At 49.6% G+C, this 16,939-nt stretch carries 4 protein-coding genes, 9 tRNA genes and 6 rRNA genes; all 19 read right to left on the bottom strand.

The window, feature by feature from the left end; genetic code table 11:
• Positions 1-23: 23 nt before the first annotated feature.
• Positions 24-2,480 carry an ATP-dependent protease ATP-binding subunit ClpC gene (gene clpC, locus V5G21_RS09925; protein ID WP_011244985.1) on the bottom strand — a complete coding sequence of 819 codons (2,457 nt, stop codon included), beginning with the start codon at positions 2,478-2,480 and terminating at the stop codon, positions 24-26.
• Between the two features lie 20 nt (positions 2,481-2,500).
• On the bottom strand, positions 2,501-3,577 hold the full coding sequence (locus V5G21_RS09920; RefSeq protein WP_011244984.1) for a protein arginine kinase: 1,077 nt from the start codon (positions 3,575-3,577) through the stop codon (positions 2,501-2,503).
• A gap of 5 nt (positions 3,578-3,582) precedes the next feature.
• A complete protein-coding gene (locus V5G21_RS09915; RefSeq protein ID WP_011244983.1) occupies positions 3,583-4,098 on the bottom strand; it encodes a UvrB/UvrC motif-containing protein in 516 nt (171 codons plus the stop codon).
• 15 nt (positions 4,099-4,113) lie between these two features.
• Positions 4,114-4,587 (bottom strand): CtsR family transcriptional regulator, encoded by a 474-nt coding sequence (locus V5G21_RS09910; protein WP_035202211.1) that lies wholly within the window; start codon positions 4,585-4,587, stop codon positions 4,114-4,116.
• A gap of 609 nt (positions 4,588-5,196) precedes the next feature.
• Positions 5,197-5,312, bottom strand: a 5S ribosomal RNA gene (gene rrf, locus V5G21_RS09905).
• 230 nt (positions 5,313-5,542) lie between these two features.
• Positions 5,543-8,478 (bottom strand): 23S ribosomal RNA (locus tag V5G21_RS09900).
• A gap of 456 nt (positions 8,479-8,934) precedes the next feature.
• Positions 8,935-10,483, bottom strand: a 16S ribosomal RNA gene (locus V5G21_RS09895).
• Between the two features lie 175 nt (positions 10,484-10,658).
• Positions 10,659-10,734: transfer RNA gene (locus V5G21_RS09890), tRNA-Ala, on the bottom strand.
• 7 nt (positions 10,735-10,741) lie between these two features.
• Positions 10,742-10,818: transfer RNA gene (locus V5G21_RS09885), tRNA-Pro, on the bottom strand.
• Between the two features lie 4 nt (positions 10,819-10,822).
• Positions 10,823-10,899 (bottom strand) — tRNA-Arg (locus V5G21_RS09880).
• Between the two features lie 19 nt (positions 10,900-10,918).
• Positions 10,919-11,004: transfer RNA gene (locus V5G21_RS09875), tRNA-Leu, on the bottom strand.
• A gap of 19 nt (positions 11,005-11,023) precedes the next feature.
• Positions 11,024-11,095: transfer RNA gene (locus tag V5G21_RS09870), tRNA-Gly, on the bottom strand.
• Between the two features lie 19 nt (positions 11,096-11,114).
• Positions 11,115-11,197: transfer RNA gene (locus V5G21_RS09865), tRNA-Leu, on the bottom strand.
• A 12-nt stretch (positions 11,198-11,209) separates the two neighbouring features.
• Positions 11,210-11,285: transfer RNA gene (locus V5G21_RS09860), tRNA-Lys, on the bottom strand.
• 18 nt (positions 11,286-11,303) lie between these two features.
• A tRNA-Thr gene (locus V5G21_RS09855) sits at positions 11,304-11,379 on the bottom strand.
• Between the two features lie 134 nt (positions 11,380-11,513).
• Positions 11,514-11,589, bottom strand: a tRNA-Val gene (locus V5G21_RS09850).
• A gap of 17 nt (positions 11,590-11,606) precedes the next feature.
• Positions 11,607-11,722, bottom strand: a 5S ribosomal RNA gene (gene rrf, locus V5G21_RS09845).
• Positions 11,723-11,952: 230 nt separating this feature from the next.
• Positions 11,953-14,888: ribosomal RNA gene (locus tag V5G21_RS09840) — 23S ribosomal RNA — on the bottom strand.
• Between the two features lie 332 nt (positions 14,889-15,220).
• Positions 15,221-16,769: ribosomal RNA gene (locus tag V5G21_RS09835) — 16S ribosomal RNA — on the bottom strand.
• Together the 16S, 23S and 5S rRNA genes with 9 tRNA genes alongside form the textbook arrangement of a ribosomal RNA operon.
• Positions 16,770-16,939: the final 170 nt, after the last annotated feature.

Below are 16,939 nucleotides of genomic sequence, written 5' to 3'. Positions count from 1 at the left end.
GGGTGTGCCTCCGGTTCTTCACATCAGGAAATGCTTGATTTTTCTTTTCCTTCTACCATTAGCTTGCCATCTTTCACATAGATAACCGCTTTTTGGCCTTTGACAATTGTGCCTTTTAACAGTTCCTCTGACAAACGGTCTTCTACTTCTTTTTGCAAAGCCCGGCGTAATGGGCGGGCCCCGTATTCTGGATCAAAACCGATATCAGTGATTTTATCTTTTGCTTCTTCTGTCAGCTCAAAATCTATGCCTTGCTCTGAAAGTCGCCCTTTCAGTTGGTCGGCCATCTTTGTAATAATTTTGCGCACATGCTTTTTCTCAAGAGAGTGGAACACAATGATTTCGTCTATACGGTTTAAAAATTCAGGGCGGAAGCTGTTTTTCAGTTCAGACATGACACGGTCTTTCATGTCTTTGTACTCCTGCCCTTCCGATTCAATTGTAAAGCCGAGATACTTATTGCGTTTGAGCTGGGAGGCTCCCACATTGGATGTCATGATGACAGCTGTATTACGGAAATCAACAGTCCGTCCTTTTGAATCCGTTAAACGCCCATCTTCCAATACTTGCAAAAGCAAATTGAATACATCGGGGTGCGCTTTTTCGATTTCATCAAGCAATATAACAGAGTAAGGCTTTCTACGGATTTTTTCCGTTAATTGCCCACCCTCTTCATGGCCAACATAACCTGGAGGCGAACCAACTAGCCGGCTTGTTGCGTGTTTTTCCATATACTCAGACATGTCAATCCGTATGACAGCATCTTCATCACCAAATAACGTTTCTGCTACAGCCCGGGCAAGCTCGGTTTTACCAACACCCGTTGGACCAAGGAAAATAAATGATCCTATTGGCCGCTTTGGATCTTTTAATCCAGCGCGAGCACGGCGAATCGCTTTCGAAATGGATTTAACAGCTTCTTCTTGGCCAACGACACGCTCATGGAGAATCTCTTCCATTTTCAACAAACGTTCCGTTTCCTCTTCCGCTAGTTTGGAAACCGGAATTCCTGTCCAGCTAGAAACAACTTGGGCGATATCCTCAACCAATACTTCTGTGTTTTCTTGACCTTGCTTTTTCTTCCACTCATTTTTCATTTCTTCCAGCTCTTCACGCAACCGTTGTTCGGTATCACGTAAGGAAGCGGCCTTTTCAAATTCTTGGCTTTGGACAGAAGCGTCTTTTTCTTTTCTTGTTTCTTCAAGCTTCGCCTCTAGCTCTTTTAAATTTGGCGGAGCCGTGTAAGAACGGAGGCGGACTTTTGAAGCTGCTTCATCAATTAAGTCAATCGCTTTATCTGGCAAAAACCGGTCCGAAATATAACGGTCGGACAACTTTACTGCTTCTTCCACCGCCTCGTCCGTAATGGTCACTCGGTGATGGGCTTCATAGCGATCACGCAAACCATAAAGGATTTGGATCGATTCATCAATCGTTGGCTCGTCAACTTGAATGGGTTGGAACCGGCGTTCCAATGCCGCGTCTTTTTCAATATACTTGCGGTACTCATCTAGTGTCGTCGCGCCAATACATTGAAGTTCCCCTCTAGCCAAAGACGGTTTCAAAATATTAGAAGCATCAATGGCTCCTTCAGCGCCTCCTGCGCCAATTAATGTATGCAATTCGTCAATAAACAGAATCACGTTGCCTGCTTGGCGAATTTCGTCCATCACTTTTTTCAGCCGATCTTCGAATTCGCCGCGGTATTTTGTTCCAGCGACAACAGTGCCCATGTCGAGTGTCATCACTCGCTTATTGCGCAATGTTTCTGGGACTTCATTGGCAACAATGCTTTGGGCCAGCCCTTCGGCAATTGCCGTTTTTCCGACACCGGGCTCTCCAATTAATACTGGGTTGTTTTTGGTACGGCGGCTAAGCACTTGAATAACTCGCTCTATTTCACGGCTACGTCCAATAACCGGATCAAGCGTTTCCTCCCTAGCAATCGCTGTTAAATCACGGGCAAGGCTATCCAATGTCGGCGTATTGGCATTAGTTGCCGCACCGTTTGATTGTGACGAGCTTCCTCCTTCATTGCTTCCAAGCAACTGCAATACTTGTTGTCTCGCTTTATTTAAGCTGACCCCTAAATTATTAAGGACTCGTGCTGCTACGCCTTCTCCTTCGCGGATGAGGCCAAGCAATATATGTTCGGTTCCAACGTATGAATGGCCAAGCTTTCTTGCTTCATCCATAGACAGCTCAATTACTTTCTTTGCTCTTGGCGTATAATGAGGCGTGCTATGAATGCTTTTTTGCCCTTCTTGCCCTTTTCCTACTAGGGTTTCTACTTCTTTTTGCAATTTTTCGGAACCAAGTCCAAGCTGTTGCAAAGCTTTCGCTGCAATTCCTTCACCCTCACGGATTAGTCCGAGCAATATATGTTCAGTGCCAATATTATGGTGGCTTAAACGAATTGCCTCTTCTTGCGATAGCGCTAATACTTTCTGGGCTCGTTCAGTAAACCGTCCAAAAATCATTCCATCCACCTCCGAATTATTCAATCAGCTGTTTCATGTTCTAGTTTTAAGCGTTCGCGAATTAAAGCTGCCCGTCTCTCATCGCGTTGCTCGGGAGTGAGAACGGTTTTCGCGTATTGTTGCAGGAAGCCTGGTTGTGTCAAAATCATTAGTTCATCTAGAATTTTCCCTGCCGTGTTTTCAATAAAACCTAGATCGATTCCTAAGCGCACATCAGACAACCTTCTTGTCGCTTCTTTGGAATCAATAATATAGCTGTTCGCTAAAATTCCGTAAGACCTAAAAACACGGTCTTTAAGTTCTAACTTTGAGTGCTGTAAAAGCGAATCTCGCGCAACACGCTCTTGCCGTATCAATTGCTTCACTACGCCTTGTAAATCATCAACAATATCCTGTTCCGTTTTTCCAAGCGTTATTTGATTAGAAATTTGAAATAGGTTACCTAAAGCTTCGCTGCCTTCCCCGTAAATTCCTCTTACAACTAAGCCCAATTGGTTAATTGCCGGCAAAATTCGTTGCAGCTGCCGGGTCATCGCTAATGCAGGTAAATGAATCATTACGGAAGCACGCATGCCCGTTCCCACATTCGTTGGGCAGCTAGTCAAATAACCATACTGGCTGTCATAGGCATAAGTTAAATGCGATTCAACCCAATCGTCTACCGCATTAGCGGCCTGTAAACAATTTTCAAGCTCAAATCCAGCGCTCAAACTTTGGATGCGAATATGGTCCTCTTCATTAATCATAATGCTAAGTGATTCATCTCCGCTTAAAAGCACCATGCCATACTTTGATTGCTCAGCCAAATGAGGACTAATCAAATGCTTTTCGACAAGCATCCGTTTATCGTTTGTCCGCATATCTTCCATAGCCAACATTTCAGCTTTACCCAAGGCCTCTCCTTGCGTTCCCCCTAAGGCATCTTTTACATGTTTTGCAACGGCGTATGCTTCTTCTTTAGAAGAGAGCATCGGAAATGTAAAAGCACTCATATTTCTTGCTAACCTTATTCGGCTACTAAGCACAATATCCGCATCCGAACCATCTTTTTTCATCCAAGGGCTAATGGCATTTTTCAGAAAACGATCCAAGCTCACAGCTCCTATTCGCCTCCTTCCATTTGCTCTTTCAATTTTTTAATTTCATCACGCAATTCGGCGGCTTTTTCAAATTCTTCTTTTTGAATATGACTATCCAATAGCGCCTTAAGCTCTAATAGCCGTTTTTCAATTTTAAGGGACTTGCCAATCCTTTTTGGAATTTTTCCTTTGTGAGTGTCATTGCCAGCATGCACTCTTTTAAACACCGAACTTAATTGAGGGCCAAACGCTTTGTAGCAATGGGCGCAGCCAAAACGACCAATATGAAGAAATTTTTCGTAACTCATCCCGCAATTCGGGCACCTTTGCTTTTGTTCGGCTGTTTCCCTCGTTTGTTCGGCTCCCATGTTAAACAAGCCCGAGAATAGATGGTGTATGGAAAAGCTATCGGTCCCTGGAATTGATTCGCCTTTTTCACGTGCACACTGATCACATAAGTGCATTTCATGCTTTTGGCCATTTATAATTTTAGTAAAATGAAGAGTTGCTTGCCGTTCTTTACATTCTTGGCAGACCATTTTTCACCCCTCCTTCTACGTTTCGTTTTCTTTGTATTTAAGCGTCTCAATCATTGCCTTCAGCACATTTGCTCTAATTTCATCCCTATGGGCAACTGTCGATTTATAATGGGCACGATCTAATGCGCTCATCATCAAATTAGCTTCCCGTCTTGTAATGGCTTCCTCTTCATACAAACGAAATACAATGTTTTGCGCCGTTTGCTGGTCTATTTTATTTCCGATAAGCTGACACATGTGCTCAAATAAAGCAATGTCTTCATGGGATTCAACTTTCGTTATACGAATGTAGCCTCCGCCGCCTCTTTTGCTTTCGACAATATAGCCTTTTTCCAAAGTAAAGCGGGTGCTGATGACGTAATTGATTTGAGACGGGACACATTGAAACTGCTTAGCCAACTCACTACGTTTAATTTCCAATAGTTCATTTCCGCTTCGCATTAATGTTGTCTTTAAGTATTGTTCAATCAAATCACTAATATTGCGCATTCCACCAACCCCTTTCCGCCATTGACTTTGACTATATTTGACTTTTGTTGGTTTAATTATAGCTAGTTTTATAAAAAACTTCAACCAGTAACTCTTTTTTATTATCGCCAAGGATTGGGGTTCTAGACGTGGTTCCGTCTATTTATAGGATATTTTCTTCCGTTTTTAATGGTGCATCTTTTGGCCCTTGTCCTAAGGGAATTTTTGCATTGCTCCTTTTAAATGAGCTTATCTCCATATACTCCTAATAAGCATTTAACTCTGCTTCTTCGAAGCAGTCCTCTTTTGCTTCCTGCATATAACAAAAAAAGACACCTATTCAGGTGTCTTTAGTATTTGCCCGGCAACGTCCTGGCTCCGGGATCTTTTCCTACGGGGATGTTGGGCACGGAGCTTCTTCGATGATGTTTTTCATGTAGTCTTACGAAAATGATCCCTACGTCTCGCAGGAGGGCATGAGGCTTTTCCAGTGAAGCCTATTCACGTAGTTTTTTATATGAGCTTATCTCCATATACTCCTAATAAGCATTTAACTCTGCTTCTTCGAAGCAGCACTCTTTTGCTTCCTGCACAAACAAAAAAAGACACCTATTCAGGTGTCTTTGCTTAGCCCGGCAACGTCCTACTCTCACAGGAGGAAGCCTCCAACTACCATCGGCGCAAAAGAGCTTAACGGCCGTGTTCGGCATGGGAACGGGTGTGCCCTCTTTGCCATTGTCACCGGACTCTACTTCAGATAAGCTTCGGATTTCTTCGTCCAGTTCGTGTCTCTCAGTCGGTCACGTACGTTTGGGTACGCTCCCTTCTTCGAGCACTCCTGTCCTCGAACTCCTCGCTTCTCTTCGTAGTTCTCAGATAAGCAGCGAATCTCTTCGTCTGCACTGAAGGGTATGGAAAGAATCGGTGATTCTTTCAAAACTAAATCCGAAATAGACTCAATTGTCAAGAATGTATATAGGATAAGCCCTCGACCGATTAGTATCAGTCCGCTCCACGTGTCGCCACGCTTCCACTTCTGACCTATCAACCTCATCATCTCTAAGGGGTCTTACTGGCTTACGCCATGGGAAATCTCATCTTGAGGGGGGCTTCATGCTTAGATGCTTTCAGCACTTATCCCGTCCATACGTAGCTACCCAGCGATGCTCCTGGCGGAACAACTGGTACACCAGCGGTATGTCCATCCCGGTCCTCTCGTACTAAGGACAGCTCCTCTCAAATTTCCTACGCCCGCGACGGATAGGGACCGAACTGTCTCACGACGTTCTGAACCCAGCTCGCGTGCCGCTTTAATGGGCGAACAGCCCAACCCTTGGGACCTACTTCAGCCCCAGGATGCGACGAGCCGACATCGAGGTGCCAAACCTCCCCGTCGATGTGGACTCTTGGGGGAGATAAGCCTGTTATCCCCAGGGTAGCTTTTATCCGTTGAGCGACGGCCCTTCCATACGGCACCGCCGGATCACTAAGCCCGACTTTCGTCCCTGCTCGACTTGTAGGTCTCGCAGTCAAGCTCCCTTCTGCCTTTGCACTCTACGAATGATTTCCAACCATTCTGAGGGAACCTTTGGGCGCCTCCGTTACTGTTTAGGAGGCGACCGCCCCAGTCAAACTGCCCACCTGACAATGTCCCTGGCCCGGATCACGGGTCGAGGTTAGAATGCCAGCACCATCAGGGTAGTATCCCACCGACGCCTCCACCGAAGCTAGCGCTCCGGTTTCCAAGGCTCCTACCTATCCTGTACAGATGATACCAACACTCACTATCAAGCTACAGTAAAGCTCCATGGGGTCTTTCCGTCCTGTCGCGGGTAACCTGCATCTTCACAGGTACTATAATTTCACCGGGTCTCTCGTTGAGACAGTATCCAAGTCGTTGCACCATTCGTGCGGGTCGGAACTTACCCGACAAGGAATTTCGCTACCTTAGGACCGTTATAGTTACGGCCGCCGTTTACTGGGGCTTCAATTCAGAGCTTCTCCCGTAAGGGATGACCCTTCCTCTTAACCTTCCAGCACCGGGCAGGTGTCAGCCCCTATACTTCGCCTTACGGCTTCGCAGAGACCTGTGTTTTTGCTAAACAGTCGCTTGGATCCTTTCACTGCGGCTCTCTCGGGCGATTAACCCTACTAGAGCACCCCTTCTCCCGAAGTTACGGGGTCATTTTGCCGAGTTCCTTAACGAGAGTTCTCCCGAGCGTCTTAGAATTCTCTTCTCGCCTACCTGTGTCGGTTTGCGGTACGGGCACCTGTATTCTCACTAGAGGCTTTTCTCGGCAGCGGAGGATCAGGGATTTCGGACCCGAAGGTCCTTCACGGTCACAGCTCAGCCTTACGGAACACGGATTTGCCTATGTTCCAGCCTCGCATGCTTCGACGCGCACAGCCAGCGGCGCGCTCACCCTACCTTTCTGCGTCCCCCCATCGTTCAAACGAATACGAGGTGGTACAGGAATATCAACCTGTTGTCCATCGCCTACGCCTTTCGGCCTCGGCTTAGGTCCCGACTAACCCTGAGCGGACGAGCCTTCCTCAGGAAACCTTGGGCTTTCGACGGATAGGATTCTCACCTATCTTTTCGCTACTCATACCGGCATTCTCACTTCCAAGCACTCCACTAGTCCTCACGATCTAGCTTCGCTGTCCTTGGAACGCTCCCCTACCCAATCCCTTACGGGATTGCCATAGCTTCGGTGATACGTTTAGCCCCGGTACATTTTCGGCGCAGAGTCACTCGACCAGTGAGCTATTACGCACTCTTTCAATGATGGCTGCTTCTAAGCCAACATCCTGGTTGTCTGGGCAACTCCACATCCTTTTCCACTTAACGTATACTTGGGGACCTTAGCTGATGGTCTGGGCTGTTTCCCTCTTGACTACGGATCTTAGCACTCGCAGTCTGACTCCCGAGTTAAAGTCATTGGCATTCGGAGTTTGACTGAATTCGGTAATCCTGTGGGGACCCCTCGTCCAATCAGTGCTCTACCTCCAAGACTCATCACTCGAGGCTAGCCCTAAAGCTATTTCGGGGAGAACCAGCTATTTCCGAGTTCGATTGGCATTTCACCCCTACCCACACCTCATCCCCGCAATTTTCAACTTGCGTGGGTTCGGGCCTCCAGTCGGTGTTACCCGACCTTCACCCTGGACATGGGTAGATCACCCGGTTTCGGGTCTACGGCATCGTACTAAGGCGCCCTATTCAGACTCGCTTTCGCTGCGGCTCCGCTTCATCAGCTTAACCTTGCACGATACCGTAACTCGCCGGTTCATTCTACAAAAGGCACGCCATCACCCGTTAACGGGCTCTGACTAGTTGTAGGCACACGGTTTCAGGATCTCTTTCACTCCCCTTCCGGGGTGCTTTTCACCTTTCCCTCACGGTACTGGTTCACTATCGGTCACTAGGGAGTATTTAGCCTTGGGAGATGGTCCTCCCGGATTCCGACGGGGTTTCACGTGTCCCGCCGTACTCAGGATCCACTCTGGAGGAAACGAAGTTTCAGCTACAGGGCTGTTACCTTCTTCGGCCTGCCTTTCCAGACAGTTCACCTACTCCGTTTCTTGATCACTCCGTTATTGAGTGTCCTACAACCCCAAGAGGCAAGCCTCTTGGTTTGGGCTGTTTCCGTTTCGCTCGCCGCTACTCAGGAAATCGCATTTGCTTTCTCTTCCTCCGGGTACTTAGATGTTTCAGTTCCCCGGGTCTGCCTCTCGACATCCTATGTGTTCAGATGTCAGTACCATCCCATTACGGATGGTGGGTTCCCCCATTCGGAAATCTCCGGATCGAAGCTTACTTACAGCTCCCCGAAGCCTATCGCGGTTCGTCGCGTCCTTCATCGGCTCCTAGTGCCAAGGCATTCACCGTGCGCCCTTTCTAACTTATCCTTTTTTGCTTCAGATAACCTTCGTATCTCTTCGTCTGGTTCATGTTTCTCAGTCGGTCACGTACCTTTGTACGCTCCCTCCTTCGAACATTTCCCATCCTCGATCTACTCGGTTCTCTTCGCAAAAATAAAAAAATACATAAAAAGGTATGCATTGAATTCTTGACGTCTCGTTCAAACAGTTATACAACCGATGAACAAAGATCAATTTGAGTTATTTCTGGATTTAGTTTTCAAAGAACCTGAGAGTATTGAGTCCTCTCAAAACTGAACAAGGCTACTGATTTCAATTACATCATGTAACACTTCTCAGTTTATGCTTCGTGCTGCCTTGCGACGAGTAACCGCAGGAGCAATAGCATTTAATCGAGAGTTTTGAGTCCTCTCAAAACTGAACAACAGCACAAGCGCTATATGACCAGAAGGTCATACATCGACTAGAGTAAAAACTCCATAGAAAGGAGGTGATCCAGCCGCACCTTCCGATACGGCTACCTTGTTACGACTTCACCCCAATCATTTGTCCCACCTTAGGCGGCTGGCTCCAAAAGGTTGCCTCACCGACTTCGGGTGTTACAAACTCTCGTGGTGTGACGGGCGGTGTGTACAAGACCCGGGAACGTATTCACCGCGGCATGCTGATCCGCGATTACTAGCAATTCCGGCTTCATGCAGGCGAGTTGCAGCCTGCAATCCGAACTGAGAATGGCTTTATGGGATTGGCTTCACCTCGCGGTTTCGCTGCCCTTTGTACCATCCATTGTAGCACGTGTGTAGCCCAGGTCATAAGGGGCATGATGATTTGACGTCATCCCCACCTTCCTCCGGTTTGTCACCGGCAGTCACCTTAGAGTGCCCAACTTAATGCTGGCAACTAAGATCAAGGGTTGCGCTCGTTGCGGGACTTAACCCAACATCTCACGACACGAGCTGACGACAACCATGCACCACCTGTCACTTTGCCCCCGAAGGGGAAGCCCAATCTCTTGGGTGGTCAAAGGATGTCAAGACCTGGTAAGGTTCTTCGCGTTGCTTCGAATTAAACCACATGCTCCACTGCTTGTGCGGGTCCCCGTCAATTCCTTTGAGTTTCAGCCTTGCGGCCGTACTCCCCAGGCGGAGTGCTTAATGTGTTAACTTCGGCACTACGGGCATCGAAACCCCTAACACCTAGCACTCATCGTTTACGGCGTGGACTACCAGGGTATCTAATCCTGTTTGCTCCCCACGCTTTCGCGCCTCAGCGTCAGTTACAGACCAGAGAGTCGCCTTCGCCACTGGTGTTCCTCCACATCTCTACGCATTTCACCGCTACACGTGGAATTCCACTCTCCTCTTCTGCACTCAAGCTCCCCAGTTTCCAATGGCCGCTCGGGGTTGAGCCCCGAGATTTCACATCAGACTTAAGAAGCCGCCTGCGCGCGCTTTACGCCCAATAATTCCGGACAACGCTTGCCACCTACGTATTACCGCGGCTGCTGGCACGTAGTTAGCCGTGGCTTTCTGGTGAGGTACCGTCAAGGTACCGCCCTATTCGAACGGTACCGCTTCTTCCCTCACAACAGAGCTTTACGACCCGAAGGCCTTCCTCACTCACGCGGCGTTGCTCCGTCAGACTTTCGTCCATTGCGGAAGATTCCCTACTGCTGCCTCCCGTAGGAGTCTGGGCCGTGTCTCAGTCCCAGTGTGGCCGATCACCCTCTCAGGTCGGCTACGCATCGTCGCCTTGGTAAGCCGTTACCTTACCAACTAGCTAATGCGCCGCGGGCCCATCCCCTAGTGATAGCCGAAGCCATCTTTCACCCTCTCTCCAGGTGGAGAAAGGGATTATCCGGTATTAGCTCCGGTTTCCCGGAGTTATCCCAGTCTAAGGGGCAGGTTGCCCACGTGTTACTCACCCGTCCGCCGCTAACGTCCGGGAGCAAGCTCCCTTCTGTCCGCTCGACTTGCATGTATTAGGCACGCCGCCAGCGTTCGTCCTGAGCCAGGATCAAACTCTCCGTTAAAAAGTAGTTTGACTTGCTCATTGCACAACCGAAGTTGTGGCTCACTATCATTGACGAGATACCTTGTATCTCTTTTTACGCTTGGCTTTTGTTCAGTTTTCAAAGGACTCGGTTGCCGTTTCAGAGGCAACTTAACTAATATAACATTATTAAGTGTGAATGTCAACACTTTTTTTGGTGGAGCCTAGCGGGATCGAACCGCTGACCTCCTGCGTGCAAAGCAGGCGCTCTCCCAGCTGAGCTAAGGCCCCAGAGTAATGGTCGGGAAGACAGGATTTGAACCTGCGACCCCTTGGTCCCAAACCAAGTGCTCTGCCAAGCTGAGCTACTTCCCGTAAATGGCGCGCCCGAGAGGATTCGAACCTCTAACCGCTTGATTCGTAGTCAAGTACTCTATCCAGTTGAGCTACGGGCGCAATTAAATTGTTGGCAGTATGCCGAGAGCCGGACTTGAACCGGCACGGTAGTCACCTACCGCAGGATTTTAAGTCCTGTGTGTCTGCCAATTCCACCATCCCGGCACGGGATGCAAAAACAAAAAGCGGAAGACGGGATTCGAACCCGCGACCCCCACCTTGGCAAGGTGATATTCTACCACTGAACTACTTCCGCAATTTATAAAATTTGTAAGTGCGGGTGAAGGGACTTGAACCCCCACGTCATAAAGACACTAGATCCTAAGTCTAGCGCGTCTGCCAATTCCGCCACACCCGCAAAACAATATTATGGTGAGCCATGAAGGACTCGAACCTTCGACCCTCTGATTAAAAGTCAGATGCTCTACCAACTGAGCTAATGGCTCTGACTTAACTTGGATTAATGGTGCCGGCCAGAGGACTTGAACCCCCAACCTACTGATTACAAGTCAGTTGCTCTACCAATTGAGCTAGACCGGCATAATTGTAAAAATAACGTTGATTTTTGTTGAAAAATATCTCCGTTTACTAAAATAACGTTTTACACTTAATTCGTCAAGTAGCTTTTTAAAGCCTGTCTTAAAAATAGAATCTTGAGAATACAGAGCAAAGCATGGTGGAGGATGACGGGATCGAACCGCCGACCCTCTGCTTGTAAGGCAGATGCTCTCCCAGCTGAGCTAATCCTCCATTGCAAATAAAATATTGCCCGGCAACGTCCTACTCTCGCGGGAGGAAGCCTCCAACTACCATCGGCGCAAAAGAGCTTAACGGCCGTGTTCGGCATGGGAACGGGTGTGACCTCTTTGCCATTGTCACCGGACTCTACTTCAGATAAGCTTCGGATTTCTTCGTCCAGTTCGTGTCTCTCAGTCGGTCACGTACGTTTGGGTACGCTCCCTTCTTCGAGCACTCCTGTCCTCGAACTCCTCGCTTCTCTTCGTAGTTCTCAGATAAGCAGCGAATCTCTTCGTCTGCACTGAAGGGTATGGAAAGAATCGGTGATTCTTTCAAAACTAAATCCGAAATAGACTCAATTGTCAAGAATGTGTATAGGATAAGTCCTCGACCGATTAGTATCAGTCCGCTCCACGTGTCGCCACGCTTCCACTTCTGACCTATCAACCTCATCATCTCTAAGGGGTCTTACTGGCTTACGCCATGGGAAATCTCATCTTGAGGGGGGCTTCATGCTTAGATGCTTTCAGCACTTATCCCGTCCATACGTAGCTACCCAGCGATGCTCCTGGCGGAACAACTGGTACACCAGCGGTATGTCCATCCCGGTCCTCTCGTACTAAGGACAGCTCCTCTCAAATTTCCTACGCCCGCGACGGATAGGGACCGAACTGTCTCACGACGTTCTGAACCCAGCTCGCGTGCCGCTTTAATGGGCGAACAGCCCAACCCTTGGGACCTACTTCAGCCCCAGGATGCGACGAGCCGACATCGAGGTGCCAAACCTCCCCGTCGATGTGGACTCTTGGGGGAGATAAGCCTGTTATCCCCAGGGTAGCTTTTATCCGTTGAGCGACGGCCCTTCCATACGGCACCGCCGGATCACTAAGCCCGACTTTCGTCCCTGCTCGACTTGTAGGTCTCGCAGTCAAGCTCCCTTCTGCCTTTGCACTCTACGAATGATTTCCAACCATTCTGAGGGAACCTTTGGGCGCCTCCGTTACTGTTTAGGAGGCGACCGCCCCAGTCAAACTGCCCACCTGACAATGTCCCTGGCCCGGATCACGGGTCGAGGTTAGAATGCCAGCACCATCAGGGTAGTATCCCACCGACGCCTCCACCGAAGCTAGCGCTCCGGTTTCCAAGGCTCCTACCTATCCTGTACAGATGATACCAACACTCACTATCAAGCTACAGTAAAGCTCCATGGGGTCTTTCCGTCCTGTCGCGGGTAACCTGCATCTTCACAGGTACTATAATTTCACCGGGTCTCTCGTTGAGACAGTATCCAAGTCGTTGCACCATTCGTGCGGGTCGGAACTTACCCGACAAGGAATTTCGCTACCTTAGGACCGTTATAGTTACGGCCGCCGTTTACTGGGGCTTCAATTCAGAGCTTCTCCCGTAAGGGATGACCCTTCCTCTTAACCTTCCAGCACCGGGCAGGTGTCAGCCCCTATACTTCGCCTTACGGCTTCGCAGAGACCTGTGTTTTTGCTAAACAGTCGCTTGGATCCTTTCACTGCGGCTCTCTCGGGCGATTAACCCTACTAGAGCACCCCTTCTCCCGAAGTTACGGGGTCATTTTGCCGAGTTCCTTAACGAGAGTTCTCCCGAGCGTCTTAGAATTCTCTTCTCGCCTACCTGTGTCGGTTTGCGGTACGGGCACCTGTATTCTCACTAGAGGCTTTTCTCGGCAGCGGAGGATCAGGGATTTCGGACCCGAAGGTCCTTCACGGTCACAGCTCAGCCTTACGGAACACGGATTTGCCTATGTTCCAGCCTCGCATGCTTCGACGCGCACAGCCAGCGGCGCGCTCACCCTACCTTTCTGCGTCCCCCCATCGTTCAAACGAATACGAGGTGGTACAGGAATATCAACCTGTTGTCCATCGCCTACGCCTTTCGGCCTCGGCTTAGGTCCCGACTAACCCTGAGCGGACGAGCCTTCCTCAGGAAACCTTGGGCTTTCGACGGATAGGATTCTCACCTATCTTTTCGCTACTCATACCGGCATTCTCACTTCCAAGCACTCCACTAGTCCTCACGATCTAGCTTCGCTGTCCTTGGAACGCTCCCCTACCCAATCCCTTACGGGATTGCCATAGCTTCGGTGATACGTTTAGCCCCGGTACATTTTCGGCGCAGAGTCACTCGACCAGTGAGCTATTACGCACTCTTTCAATGATGGCTGCTTCTAAGCCAACATCCTGGTTGTCTGGGCAACTCCACATCCTTTTCCACTTAACGTATACTTGGGGACCTTAGCTGATGGTCTGGGCTGTTTCCCTCTTGACTACGGATCTTAGCACTCGCAGTCTGACTCCCGAGTTAAAGTCATTGGCATTCGGAGTTTGACTGAATTCGGTAATCCTGTGGGGACCCCTCGTCCAATCAGTGCTCTACCTCCAAGACTCATCACTCGAGGCTAGCCCTAAAGCTATTTCGGGGAGAACCAGCTATTTCCGAGTTCGATTGGCATTTCACCCCTACCCACACCTCATCCCCGCAATTTTCAACTTGCGTGGGTTCGGGCCTCCAGTCGGTGTTACCCGACCTTCACCCTGGACATGGGTAGATCACCCGGTTTCGGGTCTACGGCATCGTACTAATGCGCCCTATTCAGACTCGCTTTCGCTGCGGCTCCGCTTCATCAGCTTAACCTTGCACGATACCGTAACTCGCCGGTTCATTCTACAAAAGGCACGCCATCACCCGTTAACGGGCTCTGACTAGTTGTAGGCACACGGTTTCAGGATCTCTTTCACTCCCCTTCCGGGGTACTTTTCACCTTTCCCTCACGGTACTGGTTCACTATCGGTCACTAGGGAGTATTTAGCCTTGGGAGATGGTCCTCCCGGATTCCGACGGGGTTTCACGTGTCCCGCCGTACTCAGGATCCACTCTGGAGGAAACGAAGTTTCAGCTACAGGGCTGTTACCTTCTTCGGCCTGCCTTTCCAGACAGTTCACCTACTCCGTTTCTTGATCACTCCGTTGTTGAGTGTCCTACAACCCCAAGAGGCAAGCCTCTTGGTTTGGGCTGTTTCCGTTTCGCTCGCCGCTACTCAGGAAATCGCATTTGCTTTCTCTTCCTCCGGGTACTTAGATGTTTCAGTTCCCCGGGTCTGCCTCTCGACATCCTATGTGTTCAGATGCCAGTACCATCCCATTACGGATGGTGGGTTCCCCCATTCGGAAATCTCCGGATCGAAGCTTACTTACAGCTCCCCGAAGCCTATCGCGGTTCGTCGCGTCCTTCATCGGCTCCTAGTGCCAAGGCATTCACCGTGCGCCCTTTCTAACTTATCCTTTTTTGCTTCAGATCAGCGGCGGATCTCTTCGTCCACTTACGTTATTCTCACTCGGTCATGTACACTCGTACGCTCCCTCCTTCGAAAACGTGTGTCCTCGATCTCCTTGCTGCTCTTCGCAAAAATAAAAAAATACATAAAAAGGTATGCATTGAATTCTTGACGTCTCGTTCAAACAGTTATACAACCGATGAACAAAGATCAATTTGAGTTATTTCTGGATTTAGTTTTCAAAGAACCTGAGAGTTTTGAGTCCTCTCAAAACTGAACAACAGCACAAGCGCTATATGACCAGAAGGTCATACATCGACTAGAGTAAAAACTCCATAGAAAGGAGGTGATCCAGCCGCACCTTCCGATACGGCTACCTTGTTACGACTTCACCCCAATCATTTGTCCCACCTTAGGCGGCTGGCTCCAAAAGGTTGCCTCACCGACTTCGGGTGTTACAAACTCTCGTGGTGTGACGGGCGGTGTGTACAAGACCCGGGAACGTATTCACCGCGGCATGCTGATCCGCGATTACTAGCAATTCCGGCTTCATGCAGGCGAGTTGCAGCCTGCAATCCGAACTGAGAATGGCTTTATGGGATTGGCTTCACCTCGCGGTTTCGCTGCCCTTTGTACCATCCATTGTAGCACGTGTGTAGCCCAGGTCATAAGGGGCATGATGATTTGACGTCATCCCCACCTTCCTCCGGTTTGTCACCGGCAGTCACCTTAGAGTGCCCAACTCAATGCTGGCAACTAAGATCAAGGGTTGCGCTCGTTGCGGGACTTAACCCAACATCTCACGACACGAGCTGACGACAACCATGCACCACCTGTCACTTTGCCCCCGAAGGGGAAGCCCAATCTCTTGGGTGGTCAAAGGATGTCAAGACCTGGTAAGGTTCTTCGCGTTGCTTCGAATTAAACCACATGCTCCACTGCTTGTGCGGGTCCCCGTCAATTCCTTTGAGTTTCAGCCTTGCGGCCGTACTCCCCAGGCGGAGTGCTTAATGTGTTAACTTCGGCACTACGGGCATCGAAACCCCTAACACCTAGCACTCATCGTTTACGGCGTGGACTACCAGGGTATCTAATCCTGTTTGCTCCCCACGCTTTCGCGCCTCAGCGTCAGTTACAGACCAGAGAGTCGCCTTCGCCACTGGTGTTCCTCCACATCTCTACGCATTTCACCGCTACACGTGGAATTCCACTCTCCTCTTCTGCACTCAAGCTCCCCAGTTTCCAATGGCCGCTCGGGGTTGAGCCCCGAGATTTCACATCAGACTTAAGAAGCCGCCTGCGCGCGCTTTACGCCCAATAATTCCGGACAACGCTTGCCACCTACGTATTACCGCGGCTGCTGGCACGTAGTTAGCCGTGGCTTTCTGGTGAGGTACCGTCAAGGTACCGCCCTATTCGAACGGTACCGCTTCTTCCCTCACAACAGAGCTTTACGACCCGAAGGCCTTCCTCACTCACGCGGCGTTGCTCCGTCAGACTTTCGTCCATTGCGGAAGATTCCCTACTGCTGCCTCCCGTAGGAGTCTGGGCCGTGTCTCAGTCCCAGTGTGGCCGATCACCCTCTCAGGTCGGCTACGCATCGTCGCCTTGGTAAGCCGTTACCTTACCAACTAGCTAATGCGCCGCGGGCCCATCCCCTAGTGATAGCCGAAGCCATCTTTCACCCTCTCTCCAGGTGGAGAAAGGGATTATCCGGTATTAGCTCCGGTTTCCCGGAGTTATCCCAGTCTAAGGGGCAGGTTGCCCACGTGTTACTCACCCGTCCGCCGCTAACGTCCGGGAGCAAGCTCCCTTCTGTCCGCTCGACTTGCATGTATTAGGCACGCCGCCAGCGTTCGTCCTGAGCCAGGATCAAACTCTCCGTTAAAAAGTTTGACTTGCTCATTGCACAACCGAAGTTGTGGCTCACTATGATTGACGAGATACCTTGTATCTCTTTTACGCTTGGCTTTTGTTCAGTTTTCAAAGGACTCGGTTGCCAACTTTATTTCAGCAACTTTTTCATTTTAGCAAAAACAGCGACGTTTGTCAATAAAA

Source organism: Shouchella rhizosphaerae, from assembly GCF_036700015.1.
In the GTDB taxonomy this organism is placed as follows: domain Bacteria; phylum Bacillota; class Bacilli; order Bacillales; family Bacillaceae_D; genus Shouchella; species Shouchella rhizosphaerae.
The sequence above is the reverse complement of the archived record's forward strand: the minus strand, read 5'-3'. Positions and strand labels throughout refer to the sequence as shown.

Bases quoted from the DNA above. Each gene is read 5' to 3' on its own strand.
- V5G21_RS09915 (WP_011244983.1), bottom strand. From the start codon at position 4,098: ATGGTCTGCCAAGAATGTAAAGAACGGCAAGCAACTCTTCATTTTACT.
- clpC (WP_011244985.1), bottom strand. From the start codon at position 2,480: ATGATTTTTGGACGGTTTACTGAACGAGCCCAGAAAGTATTAGCGCTA.
- V5G21_RS09910 (WP_035202211.1), bottom strand. From the start codon at position 4,587: ATGCGCAATATTAGTGATTTGATTGAACAATACTTAAAGACAACATTA.